The sequence below is a fragment of the Paenibacillus sp. FSL H7-0716 genome (assembly GCF_038002705.1).
GTDB classification, from domain to species: Bacteria; Bacillota; Bacilli; order Paenibacillales; family Paenibacillaceae; genus Paenibacillus_AQ; species Paenibacillus_AQ odorifer.
Map to the genome: position 1 here is coordinate 89773 of NZ_JBBODA010000012.1, position 15714 is coordinate 105486.

12 protein-coding genes and 1 pseudogene are annotated in these 15714 nt (G+C 46.3%); 6 read left to right on the forward strand and 7 right to left on the reverse strand.

From position 1 onward, the window contains the following. The first annotated feature begins 132 nt into the window (after positions 1–132). Positions 133–756, forward strand: coding sequence for an NAD(P)H-dependent oxidoreductase (locus MHH60_RS16845; RefSeq protein WP_076136821.1), 624 nt, complete (start codon positions 133–135; stop codon positions 754–756). Between the two features lie 20 nt (positions 757–776). On the opposite strand, the gene MHH60_RS16850 is transcribed toward MHH60_RS16845, so the two are convergent. The 3 genes from MHH60_RS16850 to lpdA are packed head-to-tail and all read right to left on the reverse strand — an operon-like array spanning position 777 to position 3932. Next, positions 777–1928: an ABC transporter permease gene (locus MHH60_RS16850; protein ID WP_076136823.1), complete on the reverse strand. Its 1152-nt coding sequence runs from the start codon at positions 1926–1928 to the stop codon at positions 777–779. Then, on the reverse strand, positions 1912–2541 hold the full coding sequence (locus MHH60_RS16855) for an HlyD family efflux transporter periplasmic adaptor subunit (protein WP_076136825.1): 630 nt from the start codon (positions 2539–2541) through the stop codon (positions 1912–1914). Before MHH60_RS16855 ends, MHH60_RS16850 begins: the two co-directional genes overlap by 17 nt. Then, positions 2538–3932: a dihydrolipoyl dehydrogenase gene (gene lpdA, locus MHH60_RS16860; protein WP_076136827.1), complete on the reverse strand. Its 1395-nt coding sequence runs from the start codon at positions 3930–3932 to the stop codon at positions 2538–2540. Before lpdA ends, MHH60_RS16855 begins: the two co-directional genes overlap by 4 nt. Positions 3933–4125: 193 nt before the next feature. Between lpdA and MHH60_RS16865 the strand changes: the two genes are divergently transcribed. Then, positions 4126–4692 carry a TetR/AcrR family transcriptional regulator gene (locus MHH60_RS16865; RefSeq protein WP_076136828.1) on the forward strand — a complete coding sequence of 189 codons (567 nt, stop codon included), beginning with the start codon at positions 4126–4128 and terminating at the stop codon, positions 4690–4692. Positions 4693–4737: 45 nt separating this feature from the next. Here the strand turns inward: MHH60_RS16865 and MHH60_RS16870 are convergent. Beyond that, positions 4738–5588, reverse strand: a pseudogene (locus MHH60_RS16870) (aldo/keto reductase). A 222-nt stretch (positions 5589–5810) separates the two neighbouring features. Between MHH60_RS16870 and MHH60_RS16875 the strand changes: the two are divergent. Next, complete coding sequence (locus MHH60_RS16875; RefSeq protein WP_076136830.1) at positions 5811–6800, forward strand: DUF4003 family protein; 990 nt, start codon at positions 5811–5813, stop codon at positions 6798–6800. 21 nt (positions 6801–6821) lie between these two features. Beyond that, on the forward strand, positions 6822–7268 hold the full coding sequence (locus MHH60_RS16880) for a GNAT family N-acetyltransferase (protein ID WP_076136832.1): 447 nt from the start codon (positions 6822–6824) through the stop codon (positions 7266–7268). Positions 7269–7376: 108 nt separating this feature from the next. Here the strand turns inward: MHH60_RS16880 and MHH60_RS16885 are convergent, their stop codons facing one another. From MHH60_RS16885 to MHH60_RS16895, 3 genes are all read right to left on the reverse strand, one after another. After that, positions 7377–7724 (reverse strand): hypothetical protein, encoded by a 348-nt coding sequence (locus MHH60_RS16885; RefSeq protein WP_341161149.1) that lies wholly within the window; start codon positions 7722–7724, stop codon positions 7377–7379. A 737-nt stretch (positions 7725–8461) separates the two neighbouring features. Then, positions 8462–11107, reverse strand: a complete 2646-nt coding sequence (locus MHH60_RS16890; protein ID WP_076136834.1) for an FtsX-like permease family protein — start codon at positions 11105–11107, stop codon at positions 8462–8464. A 13-nt stretch (positions 11108–11120) separates the two neighbouring features. Continuing rightward, positions 11121–11822: an ABC transporter ATP-binding protein gene (locus tag MHH60_RS16895; RefSeq protein WP_036684849.1), complete on the reverse strand. Its 702-nt coding sequence runs from the start codon at positions 11820–11822 to the stop codon at positions 11121–11123. Between the two features lie 274 nt (positions 11823–12096). Here MHH60_RS16895 and MHH60_RS16900 point away from each other — a divergent pair, with 274 nt between their 5' ends. Next, positions 12097–13872: an ABC transporter ATP-binding protein gene (locus tag MHH60_RS16900; protein WP_076098706.1), complete on the forward strand. Its 1776-nt coding sequence runs from the start codon at positions 12097–12099 to the stop codon at positions 13870–13872. Next, entirely contained in the window at positions 13859–15634 is a 1776-nt protein-coding gene (locus tag MHH60_RS16905; RefSeq protein WP_076136835.1) for an ABC transporter ATP-binding protein, read from the forward strand. Before MHH60_RS16900 ends, MHH60_RS16905 begins: the two co-directional genes overlap by 14 nt. Positions 15635–15714 lie beyond the last annotated feature (80 nt).

Genomic DNA, 15714 nt, shown 5'->3' on the forward strand with positions numbered 1-15714 from the left:
TTAACAAGACACAGATCATAAATAAAGTTTCCTAGAAATAATATTGACAACAGGGAAACTTAAAACGTATTATTGTTTCCATAGTTAATATTTTATTTCAAGGAAACAATAATACGAAAAGAAGGTATTTATATGAATGTCTTAATTATTTTTGATCATCCCTACGGAGCAACAGCGTCCGAGAATGTCCCCCATCAGCGAAGCTATTCCGCAGCCTTATTAGCCTCCGTAAAGCGAGGTCTCACCACCAAAGGCCATACGATTGATCTTATCGATATGCATGCCGATGGATTTGATCCAGTCATGTCGCACGAAGAACTCACTGCTTGGCGGCAAATGAGAACCACCGACCCGCTAGTCGCCAATTATCAGCAGCGTCTTATAGCAGCGGATCATATCGTCTTCATTTTCCCTATATGGTGGGAAGCTATGCCCGCTCTTACCAAAGGTTTTCTTGATAAGGTATTCGCAAAAGGCATTGTCTACGAAGAAACTAAACCTGGGCGGCCCTTCAAATGCTTGCTCCCGAATATCAAAGGAGTGTCCCTCCTGACCGTAATGAACACGCCCGACTTCTTTTATCGCTGGATTTTTGGCAACCCCATCACCAAAATTCTGTTCAGAGGCACCTTCCGCAAAATGGGAATACGAAAGAACCTGCGTTGGTATAATTATGCCGGGATGTCAGACCGCAGCTTAGAAGAGCGGGTGAAGCATCTTGATAAAACAGAACAACGGTTTGCACGACTGGACTAAACTAGACTAGATCAAATTACTCAAGCGCTGACTGATTCTGAGAACTGAATCTCTGGTTTCTTCATCTCCCTAAGCACCAGCAATCCAATGAATAAGGATACAACGCCGATAATCATCAGCAGCGCCCCCAGCTCCTGACTGTAGGCTGTTAGCGCCCCATCCCGAAAAGCCATTCCACGTATGAGGCGATTAAGCCAGTTCATAGGTAATACCCATGCGGAAATTTGAAAAAACTCTGGAAAGGCAAGTGGGCTCAGCTGGATTCCAGTAGCAAGAAACGACGGATACAACACGAAATTGGTTCGTAAATTAACTTTGGATACGTCTTTGGCAGTATAACCAATTAACAGTCCCATAAGCGACAAGGCAAAGGCATATACAAACAGCGGAATAATAAACAGATAAGGCTCTGCTTCAAAGCGCATTCCCCCCACCTGCTTTAATAAGCCATAACATAGGAGCAGCGAAATAGTGGTCAAAACAGCGTAAGGTACACTGCGAACCCAAATCTGCCAAAGAGACTTCCCGTTTGCAAAGAGTTTCCCCTCCTGCCGCAACCGAGGGACAATTGAACCCGCTGCGCTTGTTGTAATCATCAGCACCACAATATTCACAAATCCAATGACCATAAAGCTCACATAACTTGTGGTTGGGTTAAACAACATCCGCTGCTGAAGAGATAACGGAGAAGCAAGCCCTTTAGAGGTTTCGGCATCCATCCCCTTTTGGAGGAGGCGGGTCATAGAAAGTGTCATATTTTCCGTCTGGATGACTTCCTGAATCGCAGTCCGGATACTGGTTAACCCCGATGGCATTGTATTATCCATTAAGATGCCAATATTCGTTGATATCCCCTGCTGCTGATGTTGCCCCAACTCTTTGGGAAGCATGATGACCGCTACAGCCTGCTCATTTGCTAGTAACGTCTCTGGGTTCAGGCGGCTGGAGTACACGTTTGTTACGTTCATATATGGAGAGGCGTTTATCTTTGAGATCAGCTGTCGTGAATACGAACTGTGATCCTCATCAATGACAATAACATGCGATTCGCTGATTTGGTTCTTCGAGAACATTAAGCCAAAAAACAGGGCCGCAATAAGCGGACCTATAAAAATCAGGCGTAAATACTTACTATCCGCCACATACTTCCATTCGTCAATCAGTGACTTCATCGAGCTTCACCTCCGCTGTCATCCCCGGAAGCAAATCAGCATTCCCTTCCATAGTTACACGGACAAGAAACACGCTTAAATCGGCTTGCCCTTTTTCACGTGACATACGTAAGCTCGCAAATTGAGGTGCGGCTGCGATGGATGTAATTACACCTGTCACCTCCGTTGGGTGCTCCAAATATGGAAAATAAACGCCAATGCTTTGCTCCACCTCTAGCTTTTGGATTTCACTTTCCTGTATGTAGAGGTCTGTATAAAAGTTGTTTTTTTGCAAAACCGCCATTGGCATTCCTAGCTGGACTAGATCTCCCGGCTTTACAATAATCTTGTTGACTGATCCGTCCTCCGGTGCAACTACATCCGTTTCTCCTTCAGCAGATTTAACCTTAAACAGCACCTCTCCCTGCTTTATGGAATCACCCACAGCCACACTGACCTCGACAATTGACCCTGGACTATTCTGATAAAATATTGTCTTCTGCTCCGCATCCAGAATCCCTTGTTTTCTGCTCTCAGCCTGACTGACTGCATCCTTTCCTTTTACAGCAAGAAGCGCCCCACCAACAATCAGCACAATCGCAATTCCTATATATAGCCCTGCTTTTATCTTCATTTTCCACTCTCTTTCATCCCCATTTTTTTAACTGCATTTTCAGCAGCCTCCATAATTACTTCTCCCAATGTGGGATGAGGGTGAATGGTCATTGCCAAGTCCTCCACAGTGGCTCCCATCTCAATAGCCAGAGCAAGCTCCGACACGAGTGTGGATGCCTCTACTCCAACGATTTGTGCACCCACTACGACTCCTGAATTTAGGTCCGTTACAAGCTTGACGAAACCTTCTGTCTCTCTCAAGGCCAAGGCTCTTCCGTTAATCCCAAAGGAGGATTTGCCAATAACCAGCGAAATACCTTTTGCCTTTGCTTCTGTTTCACTTAAGCCGACACTGGCCAGCTCTGGGTGCGAAAAAACAACGAGCGGGATGGCTCGATAATCAACTTCGGAGGAGAGACCTGCAATGGCCTCTGCCGCAATCTTTGCTTCGTACGATGCCTTATGAGCGAGAGTCGGGCCTGCCGTAATATCTCCAATTGCAAAAATATGCGGGATAACTGTTCTGCACTGTTCGTCCGTCGCAATCAATCCCCTACTCGTCACTGGCAAGCCTATGCGATCTAGTCCTAAATTGCCGTCTGTATTTGGTTTTCTGCCCACAGTAACTAACACATATTCCGCTGTAACATGCTGCTGTTCCTGATTTTTTAAATAATGCAGTGTAATGGTATCTGTACTCTCCACTACGTTCACTGCTGTCGCTCCGGTAATAATCTTCATGCCATCGGCTTTCAGCTGCTTTCCAACAGGGCTCACAAGCTCCGCCTCAAATCCAGGCAGCACTTGTTCTCCTCCTTCCAGAATCGTTACCTTTGTTCCGAATTTGGCATACATCTGCCCCAGCTCGACACCAATATAGCCCCCACCTATAACTACTAGGCTAGTTGGAATCTCAGGGAGCGACAGAGCTTCTGTGGAAGACAAAATACGTCCGCCAACAGGAAAGGCTGGCAGCTCAATCGGACGAGATCCTGTAGCCAGGATAGCGTTTTTAAAGGATAAGGTTTGCTCCTGTCCAGACTGACTGATGATAGCTGTATGTTCATCCACCAAGCTAGCCTCTCCTTCGACAACGCTCACCCCAGCAGTCTTTAATAAATAACTGACTCCACCTGCCTGCTTATTCACAACTCCTTGTTTAAAATGCTGAGCATTTTTAAAAGATGCTGACGCATCTGCAAAATTGAATGGTCTGAGCAAATCATAGCGATGTGATTCAGCAATTAATGCTTTGGATGGGATACATCCAACATGTGTGCAGACTCCGCCAAGCTGGTTGCGTTCAACAATCGCTGTCTTCATCCCAAGTTGTGCAGATCGCAGCGCCGCCACATAACCTCCCGGACCTGATCCAATAATCAATGTTTCTACGGCTTCAAGCTTACTCATCTCCTAATACCTCCTGTTGAACTTTTTAAAATATGATGATCGTAATATATTATTACCATCATATTTTAAAACAGTCAATAACCTTGCCTCGCCTTTCACAAGCTAACTTTCTCAGAATCGCTAAATTGACAGGCTTTATTATGACGCCTATAATATTTTAAAAGTAGAACTATGAAGCTGTGGAGTGATTACAATGCCGTATCCCAAAGGCCATAAAATAAAAGTGCGAAATAAAATCGTTGAAAGTGCTGCTCAGGCTTTTCGCACCAATGGTATTCACGATGTAAGCGTTCCGTTCATTATGAAGGGGGCCGGATTAACTCATGGGGGGTTTTATTCCCATTTTGACAACAAAGAACAGCTTGTCGCGGAAGCCTGCCGGTATGCCATCAGCGATACCATCGCACTTCTGCAGAAGGTCGCTGACCAGGAAGAGCAGAATCCCAAAATCAATGCTGTCATTGATTATTATTTAAGTCCGTATCACCGCGACAAAATGGAGATGGGCTGCATTATCCCTGCCCTCTCTAGCGAAATATCCCGTTCCTCAGAAGAAGTTCGGCAGGTATTCACGCAGGAACTGGAGCGGATGATTGCTTTTATCTCTGATCTGGCGGGAATTGACGCGTCCAAAGGTAGCGCACTGTTCAGTACTATGGTTGGCTCCCTTGTTCTTGCACGGACGGTTAAAGATCCTGAACTGAGCGACAACCTGCTCTCGTCTGGCAAACAGTATGCCAAAGAGCTCGTAAGAGCCTAATATATAAAAAACACGCCAATAAATGGCGTGTTGTAGTTAAATTTATTAAAATTCTTCATACGATGCGGGATCTTGATCAGCTATGCGGCCTGTTGGCGAGGTTAATCCGGAAATAATGGTCATCTCCGCTTCCGATAATTCAAAATCAAAAATATTCAGATTATCACGCTGATGCTCTAGAGAAGAAGCCTTTGGAATGGGAATAGCCCCAAGCTGTATATGCCAACGTAAGATAACTTGCGATATTGATTTATTATGAACCTTGCCTATTTCCGCTATTTTCTCATTTTCCAGTACACTGCTAGCCCGTCCCAATGGACTCCACGATTCAATCACTACCCCATGCTCTTTGTTCCATGCACGCTGTTCTTCCTGATTAAAATGAGGATGCAGCTCAGTCTGATTCATGCTCGGCGCTACACCAGTTTCTTGTATCAAACTATCAAACGCTCAATATGCTCCGGCAAAAAGTTACATACACCGATGGAGCGGATCAAACCTTGCTTACGTGCCTCGATCATCGCCTGCCAGGCCTCAACGTATAGATTCACTCTAGGGTTAGGCCAGTGGATGAGATAGAAATCATAATATTCCAATCCGGCTCTGAATAAAGACTCCTGTATCGTAGCCAACGCTTCTTTATAAGAGTGATGGCGTCCTGGCAGCTTGGAAGTAATGAGCAGCTCTTCCCTAGGCACAGAACTTTGCCGAACAGCCTGGCCTACCGCACCTTCGTTCTCATAATTAAACGCAGTGTCGATCAGACGATAGCCAACATCAATCGCCTTAGTGATGTTTTGTGCTCCCTCAGTACCGTTTAACGCGTAGGTACCAAAACCAATAGCAGGCACCTTCACTCCATCGTTCAATACGATTTCAGGTATTCTCTCAGTCATCGTCGCACTTCTCCTTTGTTGTCATTTAAGCCCCTGCCGATCCATCTTATAATTATTATAACATCCTCATAGTAAATCAATCATTGGGTTACCTGAACAACCTCTAGTCTATTGGTAGGCCGCTTTCGTGGGCAACCGATTTATTTTTTATAGTAAAATGAATCTACAACACGGGATTTTCGTAATGTTATGAATTAAAAGTAGAGATAAGAGGTGTATCCAATGAAGGAGCATTATCCAGCTAGGCTTGAATTGTTCGCAGACAACGCTCAGAGGATCAAAAAAGCTTTCCCATGGCAAAATGCAATGGTTAACCGGTTAGCGGCACTATTGTATGCTGTAGAGGACAAAGTTGCAGATGACGAAGCTATCCGTGCTAGCTACGAGCTAATTAAGGAGAGTACCGGGATTTTCTCTCAATTTAGAGGAGCTTCGGTGATCAGCATTGCCGCCCTGCTCTCTCTTTCTGACGAGAAGGAAACTCTGCTTGCAAACACACTTGCCGTGTATGATTTAATGAAGGAAGCCAAATTCAGAGCCTCTGATTATCTCGTCGTTGCTGCCTATCAAATCGCTGCTAATGCAACATCGGATCGATATCAGCGTACGGTAGAACGGGCAAAGCTATTTTACGATAGTATGAAGGCAAAACATCGTTTCCTTACCGGACAGGACGATTATATCTTCTCCGCTATGCTTGGGCTTTCCGATATCGATGTTGAGAGTGGCGTAGACCGCATGGAGCAGCTCTATGTAACGCTTAAGCCCGAGTTTATGTCAGGCAACAGTGTGCAGGCCCTGACCCAGGTATTGATTCTTGGGGAAGAAGCCCCTCAAGCAGCGGACCGTGTATTGGCATTAAGAGATACATTTCGTGCACAGGGTATCCGGCTAGACAAGGAATATACCCTCTCCTCACTGGGCGTGTTATCCCTGCTCCCTTGCAACAAGGAGGACATCGTTACTGATGTCTGGGAGACTTACGAATTTTTGCGTACAAAAAAGAGCTTCGGGAACTGGTCTATTGGCAAGCAGGAATTACTGCTCTTGTCTTCTGCACTGGTAGCCTTCAGATCTGTGGAGGATGTGCAAACCGGCGTATTAACTACGATGCTTTCCACCAACATTACCAATATTATAATTGCTCAGCAGGCTGCTCTTGCCGGGGCAGCGGCTGCGTCAGCTGCGGCTGCAGCTTCTTCTTCGAATTAGATTGCATCGTGAGGGAAAGATATGGACTCAATAAAAATCTTCACAACTAGAAATGAAGAATTGTTAAACCGTCTACTGAACATTTGGGAATCATCCGTGCGGCATACTCATCTTTTTCTATCCGAGCAGGATATTGATGCTTTGCGGCCGCTGGTCACGCAGGCGCTTGAGGGCATAAGCGATTTGTTTGCTTTTACAGATGATCAAGAGCAGGTGATTGGCTTCATAGGGGTTCAGAATAATAAGATTGAAATGCTGTTTGTAGAACCTGCTGCAATGGGAAAAGGCGTTGGAAAAGCACTCGTAGCTTATGTCATGCAGGAACTCGACGTACACCTCGTAGATGTGAATGAGCAAAATCCCCAAGCTTTAGGTTTCTATGAGCATATGGGATTTCAGGTGTTTGAGCGGACAGCACTTGATGAACAAGGTAATCCTTTTCCTATCCTGCACATGTCGCTTAAGTAGCTTTTTCCTATTCAGGAGACAGTTCGATGCATTTTAGTATCGTAAAAGACAACAGAGCAGCGATTCTCTCGTTTGAGAACGCTGCTCTGTTGTTTAGTTGTCTGCAGTTTAGGTTGGCGAAGCTAGGAGCGGAGAGGCGGAGCGGCTCCGAGTATTCGGCTCAGCTGTATCTACATCTACTTCTACCTCTAATTCTGCTTCTTCATCTACACTTACTTCTACTTCTACTTCTACTTCTACTTCTACTTCTACTTCTACTTCTACTTCTGCTTCTACTTCTACTTCTACTTCTACTTCTACTTCTACTTCTACTTCTACTTCTACTTCTACTTCTACTTCTACTTCTACTTCTACTTCTACTTCTACTTCTACTTCTACTTCTACTTCTGCTTCTACTTCTGCTTCTACTTCTACTTCTGCTTCTACTTCTAAATCTACGCATATACCCTCACGCACATCGCCAAATCAAAGCTCTCTGTTGCTTGCGGACTCAGATGACGCTATTTGCTCATTTATCGCCCTTGAAGCATAGTTTCGGACTCCAGTGTCGCTATTCTATAGAAAGAGCATCATTTCTGGCGTTTTTTATGCCAATAGCTGCTATGGAGTCCGATATCATTCCAAATGGCGGATAATCCGGCGTTTAAGGTCCTCTAGGTCCGATAGGGTCCGATAGCGTCGGGCACAGATTCAGATAGCAAACAATATCGTCAGAAATCGTCGGATGGCATCCAATAGCGTCCGATAGCGTCAGTCCCTAACCATCTCCAGTTACTTACGGACCCAGGGGGCGCTATTTGCTCATTTATCGCCCTTGAAGCATAGTTTCGGACTCCAGTGTCGCTATTCCATAGAAAGAGCCTCACATCTAGCGTTTTTTATGCCAATAGCTGCTATGGAGTCCGATATCATTCCAAATGACGGATAATCCAGCGTTTAAGGTCCTCTGGGTCCTCTGGGTCCTCTGGGTCCTCTGGGTCCGATAGCTTCGGGCATAAATTCAGATAGCAAACAATATCGTCAGAAATCATCGGATGGCATCCAATAGCGAACGATAGCGGCGATTCCTAACCATCCCCTGTTCCTTACGGACCCAGAGGACGCTATTTGCTCTTTATCGCCCTTGAAGCATAGTTTCGGACTCCAGTGACGCTATTCCATAGAAAGAGCCGCAGCTCTGGAATTTTTAGATGCTATTCCACCGACTTCAAAGCCTCTATCATATGGATTCGTTTGAGCTTAATATGCATGAACGCCATAACAATACCGGAGAATAACAGTGTTAGGAGCGCCGCATAAATATAACTTGGCCACTTGATGATCGGAGCGAACATCGTCGCATCCAGCTCGGCCGTCTTCAGGACGAAGCTATGCAGCACTATGCCGAGACCCGATCCAGCCACAATACCGAGTAGGCTAAGCAGCATATTCTCGCGGTAAATATACATGGTTACTTCCTTGTCGTAGAAGCCCAGTACCTTAATGGTTGACAGCTCCCGGATCCGCTCGGACACATTGATATTGGTCAAATTGTAGAGGACGACAAAAGCCAACGCCGCCGCTGAAACAATGAGCACCAAGGTTACAACGTCCATACTCTTCATAGTCTCATCGAAGGCGGAGCCTACACTGCTGGAAAAGCTGATGGCAGCGACGCCCTCATTAGCCGTCAGCTTCTCACCAAATTTGTCTTCCCATGTCTTATCATGTGCGGTGTAGTTCAGCAGTTCTGTGTTGAATACTGGTTTTTCTCCGAACACAGAAGCATAATACGCCGGTGTCATATAAACATAGTGCATTACATAATTCTCTGTAATCGCCGCGACCTCAATCTCGAACGTCTCATTATCTTTGTCCACCACGGTCAATTTATCACCAGACTCCAGCCCATACAGCTTAGCCAGTTTTTCTGAGACAATAGCCCCATCATCCGTAAGCATCCGCCCTTCTCCACTCTTTCGATCACGCAACTCCACGAAATCGGATAGGGAGTCAACGGAAGTAGGAACGAACAGATGAACCTCTTGATCATTTACACCACCAGCATGTGCGGTCATCCGTTCTTGCGCCACACTCAGCGTGCCAGTTACTGCAGTTTCACCATCGATTAGTTTTTCGTAGGCTTTTAGCACATCGGCAGACACATCTTCATGCAGTGCCACAAGTGCATCATATTTCATAATCGTGCCGAACTGCGACCCGGCGATGCTGCCAATTGAATCCTTGAGACCAAATCCCGTCAGGATCAGCGCTGTACAGCCAGCCACACCGAATACAGTCATGAACATCCGCTGCTTATAGCGGAATAAGTTTCGTGCGGTAACCTTTTGGACAAAGCTTAATCGCTTCCATATAAAAGTGACCCGCTCCAGTAAAATACGCTGGCCACTCTTTGGTGCCTTCGGCCGCATCAATACGGAAGCATTGCTGCGTAATTCTACCCGTGAAGCAATCCACGCCGTCAACGTGGTACATATTAACGCTACGATAACGGATATGATCGAATACGAAAGATAGAAATTCTTCGTGATATCCGGCAAGTTATAGATTGCACTATACGCATCGTAGATAATACCCGGAAACAGGGTAAATCCAACCGCAAGACCCGCAATTGAAGCCGCCAGACTGGCAAGCGTACCATAGACCAGGAATTTGGCCATAATGTCGCGGTTGCCATAACCAAGTGCTTTCAGTGTCCCAATCTGCAGGCGATGCTCCTCAACCATCCGTGTCATGGTCGTCAAGCTGACCAGCGCAGCAATCAGGAAAAAGAACACAGGAAACGCACTGGCAATCGCCGACAACCGATCAGCGTTATCTTTATATTCGGCATATCCCGGATTAGCGCTTCGGTCAGTAACGTAGACCTTAAGCTGCTCCAGCTCTGCAAGCTTTTGCTCCCCTGCTGCCAATTCCTCCTTGGCAGAAGCAAGTCCGGCAGCAATTGCCTTCATACTTGCAGCCTGTTTCTGCTGCACTTCCTCCGGCTGGCGCTGCAAATCCGCAAGCTGCTGCTCGGCGGCTGCCACCTTTGCGCGGCCACCAGAAAGCTCTTTCTCGCCTTCCGCCCGCAGCTCAGCAAGCCTTGCTTCCGGCACGCCGGACATCGCCTGCTCTACAGCATGGGTATGCTGTTCGATCAGATCTTCATATTCCGGCGAATAAGCCTTCACCCCGGCTGTATCCTTAAAGGACAGATAGGCTTCCGTATACACCGGAAGCTTGAAATCTGACTCCGGGATCGCGGCGAACGCATCCGCCGTACCTTTGCCGATCCCACTGGTGCCCCGGGTACTTTGCTCAATAAACTGTGGACTTCTAACAAAGCCAACTACGATATACTCCAATGTCTCGAAGCTGTTCGACAGCTCCGCATCCGTACCGTTTCCACTGAAAGATACCTTGTCACCCAACGCATATTCTTCCGCTAGCTTATCGTCCAGCACGATTTCACCGGAATGCTCCGGAAGATGGCCTTCAATTATACGGTATTGATTAAGTGGTTTATCCGTGTTGTAAGAATTGACTTTAAGTATTAAAGCATTATCACCCATGAATACATCTGTGCTATAGCTCGGCTGAATCTCATCGATCCCCTGTACATTTCTGAGTAACCCGATGTTGTCTTCGGTCAGGCCGTAGTTAGTCTGCACCTTCAGATCCATCAAACGCTGCTCTTTGTAAAAGGTTCCAGCTGTATTCAGCATATCTGGCCCAGTGGCCTTGATTCCGGCAAAAAAGCTGACGCCTAACATAATAATTGCAAAAATCGAAATAAACCGGGCTTTGGTATGCCCAATTTCACGAAAAATATCTTTCCACAATGCTCGCTTTTTCATAGATGCCTTCTCCTTACCATTCAATATCGTCAACGGATACCGGCGAAGGATTGATCACCATCTTCCGTACCTTAGCGTTGTTAATCTCTATAACCCTGTCAGCCATCGGAGCGATCGCCAGATTATGTGTAATTACGATGACCGTTGTCCCGGTGTTACGACAAGTATCCTGCAGCAGCTTCAACACCTGCTTGCCGGTGTTATAATCAAGCGCTCCTGTCGGCTCGTCGCAGAGCAGCAGCTTCGGTTGTTTAGCTAACGCTCTGGCGATAGCGACACGTTGTTGCTCACCACCGGACAGCTGAGCCGGGAAATTATCTAACCGCGCGCCCAGACCCACATCCTCCAGCACCTTACGTGCATCTAATGCACGCGGGGAAATCTGCGAAGCAAGCTCAACATTTTCCAGTGTGGTCAGATTAGGCACTAGATTATAGAACTGAAATACAAAACCTACGTCATTTCGGCGGTAGCCTGTCAGCTCCTTGGCACTAAACTTGGCGATATCAATGCCATCCACAATGACCTGACCTTCATCGGCGGAATCCATTCCACCCAGAATATTAAGCACCGTAGATTTACCCGCACCGCTTGGGCCGACGATCACGGCAAATTCACCTTTTTTTATCTCAAAATCAATCCCGTCATTCGCGACAATTACATTCTCGCCCATCTTGTAACGCTTGTACTCCCCTTTTACAGCAACAAAACTCATTTCTCTTCCTCCTGTCCCTATCCGAACTAAGTCTAATTACTCTACATTGTCTCAGTTTATCATAATTAGAACGCCCAAGCCCGAATGGCAAACCCTCATTACACAAGGTGAAATTCACATCATTAATAAGTTCATTTTTTTGTAACAATAATGTAACAAGGAAATTTTACCGTAAACGATACTTAGTCATTTGATAATGTTATAATCACTTTGTTTTATTTACTCTTTTCAGGCAAGAGTGAAAGAACAAGAACAATCAGAAACAGGTGATCAGATGTTCGAACTGAAATGGCTATGGCAGAACCTAGAGGGAAACCGGACGCGATACATTCTGGCACTCTGCCTTTCGGTGGTGGGCTCAAGTCTTACAATCGTGAATCCGTACATCAGTCAGCGCATTGTCGATACGTTTATAGCCGGTGACAACGCCCTGCAGAATCTTACACAAGAACGGCAATTATTGATTATGCTCTGTCTGGGCATGATTGGATTTTCTCTACTGCGCACAGGTCTCGCATATTTCACGACTATGCAGTACGAGATATCCTCGCAAAATATGATGTACAATGTCCGCATTTATTTGTACAACAAAATTCAGGGACAGGACAGAAAATACTACGATCATAATCGTACCGGCGATCTCATGACCAAGATGACAGGCGATCTGGACATGGTCCGTCACTCTATGGCCTGGATTTTTAAGACGATCATTGAATCGCTAACGATCTTCCTTGCCGCCGTTATCTATTTTTTCACCATAGATGCGGAACTGACGCTGTGGATGCTTATCCTGTCACCGCCCATTTTCATCGTGGCTTACATATTTGCTAAACGCGTCCGTCCTATGTATATTGACCTGCGTGAACGGCTGTCCCAGCTTAACACGACTACACAGGAGAATATCTCAGGCAACCGTGTGGTCAAGGCTTTTGCCCGCGAGGAATTCGAGGTCGAAAAATTCACAGAGAAGAATGTCAACTATTCTACGGCGAACAAAAAGGCCGCCCTTGTATGGCTTGATTATTTTCCTTATCTGGAATCCTTCGCTCAGGGCTTCAACGTAATTCTTATGTTGGTTGGTGGTTTGTTCCTTATGAACGGCCGGATCACCTTCGGTGAATTTATGGCCTTCTCTTCGCTTATTTGGGCTATATCCAACCCTATGCGCAACATTGGTATCATTATCAACGACATTCAGCGCTTTTTTGCGAGCTTGTCCAAAATCGTAGATATCTATTATGCCCGGCCAAATATTGTTAACGAGCATACTGTCACTGACAAACGCCGTTATGAAGGCCGTATTGAATTCGATCATGTCCGCTTCAAATATGATAGCGCTATCGTACTGGACGATATTAGCTTTACCGTTGAACCCGGTGAAACTGTAGCAATCATGGGCGCGACAGGATCAGGCAAAACAACAATCATCAACCTCATCCCCCGCTTCTACGATGTAGCTGAAGGGCGCGTACTCGTAGACGGTGTTGATGTTCGGCAGCTGGAGCTTGATGAACTTCGTGGAAATATCGGCATGGCGACCCAAGATGTACTTTTGTTCTCTGATACCATTGATGGAAACATCGCCTATGGCGATCCTGATCTTCCGGAAGAAGATGCAATGGGTTATGCAGAGCTCGCAGCCGCACACGACTTCATTACCAAAATGCCTGAAGGTTATGATACCGTTGTCGGGGAACGCGGAGTCGGACTATCGGGGGGGCAAAAGCAGCGTATTGCCTTAGCGCGTGCTTTGGCGGTACACCGTCCTATCCTGATTCTCGATGATACGACCTCTGCGGTCGACCTTGAGACGGAGGAGCATATCCAAAAAAGTCTGCGTGAACTGGACTATCCTTGTACGAAAATTATTATTGCGCAGCGTGTATCTACTACCTCGCAAGCCGACCGTATTCTCATTCTGGATGGCGGGAAGCTAGTTGAGGAAGGGACACACACTGAACTGCTAGCGAAACGTGGTTACTATTACGAAGTGTTTAAACTGCAGAACGAGGGTATTGGAAGGCAGGTGACCGCAAGTGGCAAGGAATAAATTTGACGTCGATGAAAATCTTGAATCGCCGTTTAATATAAAACACTTCCGGCGTGCGATGGTATATATCAAACGAAAGAAAACGCCAATGATTGTTGCGTTCGTGCTCAGTGCACTTTCAGCAGCCATTTCACTGTCGGCTCCGCTGATCATGCAACATGTCATCGACGTGACCATTCCGGCAAAAGAGAAGCTTGCACTGCTGGGTTGGGCTGCACTGATGCTTGTGACCATCGTGGTCAGTGTTTATCTGGCTACGATACGCTCGCGCATCATGACGAGTGTTGGGCAGGATATTATTTTTGACATCCGAACGGATTTGTTTAAGCATCTGCAAGAATTGCCTTTCAAATATTATGACGACCGCCCACAGGGCAAGATCCTTATCCGGGTCGTAAACTACGTCAACGCCGTTTCAGATGTGCTGTCCAACGGGATTATCAACTTTATTCTAGAAATCGTGAATTTAATCTTTATCGCAGCCTTCATGTTCGCAGTCGATGTACGACTCTCATTTGTCATCCTTGCCGGACTGCCAGTCTTCCTTGGCATCATGCTGCTGATCAAAACCCGGCAACGCCGGGCATGGCAAGCAGTGTCCAACAAAAGCTCCAATTTGAACGCCTATCTGCAAGAGAGCATCAGCGGTATTGGTGTGACACAAATGTTCTCCCGGGAACAACGTAACGAAGGAATCTTCACACGTCTCGCAGGTAATTTCCGTAAAGAATGGATGAAGGCTCAACGTTACAACTTACTTATTCCGTTCTCTGTAGACAACTTGTCTACGATTGTTACATCATTGATTTTCCTTGTAGGCCTACTAACTCTGAGTCCTCAAGACATGACCCTCGGTGTCATTCTGGCGATGAGCAGCTACGCTGCCCGCTTCTGGCAGCCGATTCTGAGTCTTTCGAACCTGTACAATAACTTCATCAACGCCGTTGCCTATCTTGAGCGTATCTTCGAAACGCTGGATGAACCGGTTACCGTCAGTGATATTCCGGATGCAAAAACACTGCCATCTGTACAGGGCCATGTCACCTTCGACGATGTAACTTTCGCCTATGACCCGGGGCTTAATATTCTGGAGAATATCTCCTTCAAGGTCAAAGCGGGAGAAAGCATCGCGCTGGTAGGACCCACAGGTGCGGGCAAAACAACCGTCGTCAATCTGATCTCACGCTTTTATAACATTTCCAGTGGTCAGATTCTGATCGACGGCCAGGATATCTCGCAGGTAACGTTAAAATCTCTTCGCAGCCAGATGGGGATTATGTTACAGGATAGCTTCATCTTCTCCGGTACCATTCTGGACAATATTCGTTACGGCCGACTGGATGCGACCGAAGAAGAAGTAATCGCCGCTGCAAAGGCCGTTTGCGCCGACGAATTCATCCGTGAATTCGATCAAGGCTACATGACAGAGGTCAATGAACGTGGCTCCAAGCTGTCTCAAGGACAGCGGCAGCTCATTTCGTTCGCAAGAACACTTTTGGCAGATCCGCGCATTCTCATCTTGGATGAAGCCACTTCTTCCATTGATGCGAAGACTGAGCGCTTATTGCAAAAAGGGCTGAATGAACTGCTTAAGGGACGCACCTCGTTCATTATCGCGCATCGCCTCTCCACCGTAAAAAACTGCGATCGTATTATGTACGTATCTAACAAAGGCATCGCAGAAAGCGGCTCACATGATGAGCTTATCGCACAGCGGGGCCTTTATTACCGCCTCTACACAGCACAGAAGATGGAAGCTTAATTGAAGAAACACCAAAAGAGCTCAGGCTAATTTGCAGCCTGAGCACTTTTGGTGTTTTATATTTTCAAAAAATATCAAAA